This is a genomic window from Stieleria sedimenti, from assembly GCF_025060895.1.
In the GTDB taxonomy this organism is placed as follows: Bacteria; Planctomycetota; Planctomycetia; order Pirellulales; family Pirellulaceae; genus Stieleria; species Stieleria sedimenti.
The window spans coordinates 1-3,562 of record NZ_JANZKV010000398.1 but is presented as its reverse complement, the minus strand read 5'-3'; the positions used below and the strand labels follow the sequence as shown (position 1 = coordinate 3,562).

Annotated in this window: 4 protein-coding genes; 1 reads left to right on the top strand and 3 read right to left on the bottom strand. The window is 59.1% G+C overall.

Going from position 1 to position 3,562, the window contains the following annotated elements:
- Nucleotides 1-299: 299 nt before the first annotated feature.
- The 3 genes from NZK35_RS34230 to NZK35_RS34220 are packed head-to-tail and all read right to left on the bottom strand — an operon-like array spanning nucleotide 300 to nucleotide 2,630.
- Nucleotides 300-794, bottom strand: coding sequence for a 6-pyruvoyl trahydropterin synthase family protein (locus NZK35_RS34230; protein ID WP_095738862.1), 495 nt, complete (start codon nucleotides 792-794; stop codon nucleotides 300-302).
- A gap of 49 nt (nucleotides 795-843) precedes the next feature.
- Nucleotides 844-1,689 (bottom strand): triphosphoribosyl-dephospho-CoA synthase, encoded by an 846-nt coding sequence (locus NZK35_RS34225; RefSeq protein ID WP_259637022.1) that lies wholly within the window; start codon nucleotides 1,687-1,689, stop codon nucleotides 844-846.
- 26 nt (nucleotides 1,690-1,715) lie between these two features.
- The gene (locus NZK35_RS34220; protein WP_259637021.1) at nucleotides 1,716-2,630 is read right to left on the bottom strand and encodes an alpha/beta fold hydrolase; all 915 of its coding nucleotides are present in this window, start codon (nucleotides 2,628-2,630) and stop codon (nucleotides 1,716-1,718) included.
- 89 nt (nucleotides 2,631-2,719) lie between these two features.
- Between NZK35_RS34220 and NZK35_RS34215 the strand changes: the two genes are divergently transcribed.
- The gene (locus NZK35_RS34215) at nucleotides 2,720-3,427 is read left to right on the top strand and encodes a hypothetical protein (protein WP_259637020.1); all 708 of its coding nucleotides are present in this window, start codon (nucleotides 2,720-2,722) and stop codon (nucleotides 3,425-3,427) included.
- Nucleotides 3,428-3,562 lie beyond the last annotated feature (135 nt).

Here is a 3,562-nt window from a genome sequence, read left to right as displayed (position 1 = left end):
TCTTCAGATGAGGGCCCGTAGGCTCGCGCCAAACGGCTGATATTCGTTTGACATCAGCCGGTTCGCGCCAGCGTCCGGGCCCCCTCATTCATGTTAACTTAGCGGTATTGGCCTTTAGGCGCCCCGCCACGCCGCCTCGCGGCGTCCGTCAATTCCGAGGATCGGCTAAAGCCTAGACACCAACACGCATGCCCATGCCATGAAGGACGGACACCTTTTCACGATCAAATCGCGCTAACGCTGGGGTACCGGTGCAAACATGACAGTCAACAAAAACAGCATGTTGAGCGGCATTGACATCACTTCCACGGCAATCGGCACACGCCCCACTGACCTTGATTTTCATCCACGGCGACTTCGATCCAGTTTAACGCGTCGCCGAATTGCGATTTCGTTTTTTCCCGCACCCGTTCGGCGATCACCCGCGCGATTTCTTCGGCCGTGGTGTTGATCACCGGCAAGATCACACAATCCTCGTTCGGGAACACCCAGCGGCGGTCCCGGAACTTCGCCGTCGTCTCCTTGTCATCGCTGCGAATTCGAATTTCGGCATGGTCGCTAGGCAGGATCACGTGATGATCCAACGCCTGGGTCTGTTCGAGCACGGCGTCGCGGAGTGCGATGAAATCGACGACGTAACGGTTCTCATCCAACGGGCCTTCCACCGATGCACGGACGCCGTAGTTGTGCCCGTGGATGCGTTCGCAAATGTCGCCGGCAAAGGTGATGAAGTGTGCGGCCGAAAACACGAACTGCTCCTTGGACACATCGACACGGTAGGTGGGTTGGCTCATGAAGTGATCCTGGTTCGAAAGGTAATTGGGAAAGAGGACGGCTGACCCGCTACACCGCCTCGCGCAACAGCACATACACGGCCGCTGCGATCAGATCGGCAGTCGTGCCGGGATTGATTCGGTTGGATTGTCCCGCCAGATCAAGTGTACCGGTTCGCAAATAGCGATCGAAGGCGTCGCATTGCTCTGCGTCGCGGTGGTCAAACCGCGCCCGCTGTTGCACCTCGCGGGCAACACCTTCGCCGAACTTCCTGGCGATCAAGCTGTCGGGTTCCGCAGCAAGCAACCGCAGCTGAGCCAGCACCAATCCGCTCAGCAGATCGTGTTCATCGAGCACGCTTTGCTGGACAACGGGCAGGACATGATGAAACAAGTCAGCGAAACCGTCCGAGTAATTCTTTGCAATTCGATCACGCGATTCGGCATGCCGCATCGCCGCCAGAAAATCCTCCGGCGGCGGTCCGCTTAAATCCATTTCATCCGACTGGCCCATCCCGCCCGGTTTGGCGACATTGATCGCGGCATACAACCGTTTTGAGTCGTCGGCGGTCATCGAGTCCAAGACCGCGATCACACCGCTGCTCCAAGTCGACCGGTCCAGCCGGACGCGTTCATCGGCCGCATCCACTTGGACCAGCGGCCCCAACAGCAACAAAATTCCCAAGTTGACGTTCGTTCCGAGTTGTCCGGCCGACGCGTTGCAGGCATCGAGCACACCGTGGCTGAACGACGGGGGCAGCGGTTCAAAGGCCGATGCGGTCAGTTCAGCCGCGGTGACAAAGTCCAGGTACGTCAAGTCGTCAAAGTCGCGGCCCGGATAAACATTGCCGACCTTCGGCGCGGTCGCTTCCAGAACACAGGCCCAACGGATCGCATCGACCGGTCGCGTGCACATCCGACGGATCGCTGGCAAGCCGCCGGTCACTGGATCTTGTCGGCCAAAAATTGGCCGATCGCGTCGAGCGTTTCTTCGGCAGCATCTTCGATGACGTAGTGCCCAGCGTCGGCAATTTCGACAGCCGTCGACGCCGGCCAAACCGCCTGGAGCCGTCGCAAACATTCCGGCCGAAAGCACCAGTCCTTCATCCCCCAAACCAACAGCGAGGGCAGATCGGCAAGCGACGGCAACGCGTTTTCCAAATCGACCAACGTCTGATAGGTCGGCGCCGCCTTGGAAAACGGGATGTCGCGGACGAAGGCATCGATCGCGACGCGATTGGCCCAACTGTCATAGGGCTTCAGCAGATTCTTGGCCACCTCCGGACGCATCCGATTGCGACTCATCGCCATCGTGATCGCCGCTCTGGCAAACAGGTTCAATCCGCGGACGCCCAGCGTGCCGAGGACGGGAATCCGGCAGGCGGCGATTCGCCACGGGACGTAGGGTGGCGGGAAGGCCGCCGTGTTGAGCAGCATGATGCCGCGAAATCGCGGTTTGCAGCGGACGACGGCCCCCAGGCCGATCGCGCCCCCCCAGTCATGGGCAAGCAGCACAACGTTGTCCAAATCCAAATGTTCAATCAAAGCGACCAGATTGGATTGGTGGCTGGCCAGCGTGTACGCATACTCGGCCTGGCTGGGTTTGTCGCTGTTGCCGCAGCCGATGTGGTCGACGGCGATCACCCGATGGTCCGCCCCGAAACGCTGCGCGACCGCGCGGTAGTAATAGCTCCACGTCGGGTTGCCGTGGACACACAAGATTGAAGGACGCGATTGAGCAGCCGCCGCCTCCGCCCCATCGGCCACCGTCGGGCCGACGTCTCGATAGGCCATCACGTGACCACCGGCCTGGAACCGTTTGCTCGGGGCGTCAAATTGGTCTGAAAGTTCGCTCATCGGCGTAGTGTCGCCGTTTTTCGGTTCGCTTGGAAGTCGCCAGGCAGCCGTTGTGTCCAGGCCCGCATCAATTTCGTAGGATAGCGGCGATGAAACTTCCACCGCCATCGATTCGAAAGCTGTTTCGCGAAGACTTTTCCGGTCAGTCTGCGATCGTGGTCGACCGCGCGAATCTATCGAAAGAATCCAAACATTGGCAATCGCTGCTCGGGCAAATCGAAGGCGTTCACGTGACGCGGCACCCCGGCGACAAGGATTCGCGGTCGAAAACTCTGTGTCGATTCACGATCCCCGAGCCCCATACCGACGGACACTATTGGCGGAGCGATGAGCTGCGGCTGGAATACGACAGCGAAAGTCGATTGACGATCCATTCCTATCGGTTTCGCGAGAGCCAACACAGCGCCCTGGTCAGCGATCTCGACGAAATCAAGACCTTCGTCCGGCATGTGCTGGAGCGTTATGCCCGTCGTCACGCCGGTGCAATGAAACGCGAAAAAGTCCGCGAGTTCAAATCCAAAGCGATCGTCGCCCAGGTCAAGAAACTGGCCAAGGAGGAGAAGTTTGATTTTGCGACCAGCGGCGACACCGTCAAACTAAAACTGTTCGTCAAGTTGTCGAAACACGATTTGATCGAAATCAGCGTGCCGTTCAAGCAATTCGAAAAGATGCTTCCCAAGCTACGCGTGACGATCCAGTCGCTGCGCGAGTTGTACGCCGAAGGGTTGCGTTTCAAAATCATGCCGGTCGGCCGGCTGCCGTGGAACCTCCAATGGGTCAGGCACGAGACGCTGTGACGCCGACGACGGGTTCAAATTGCCCTGACGCCTACAGTATGTTCTACGTGCCTGAGTGGCACGGAAAGAAACCGTTCGTGATCAGGCTTGCGCCACCCCACGCAGCGTTGGTGTCTAGCCTTTAGGCCAATACCG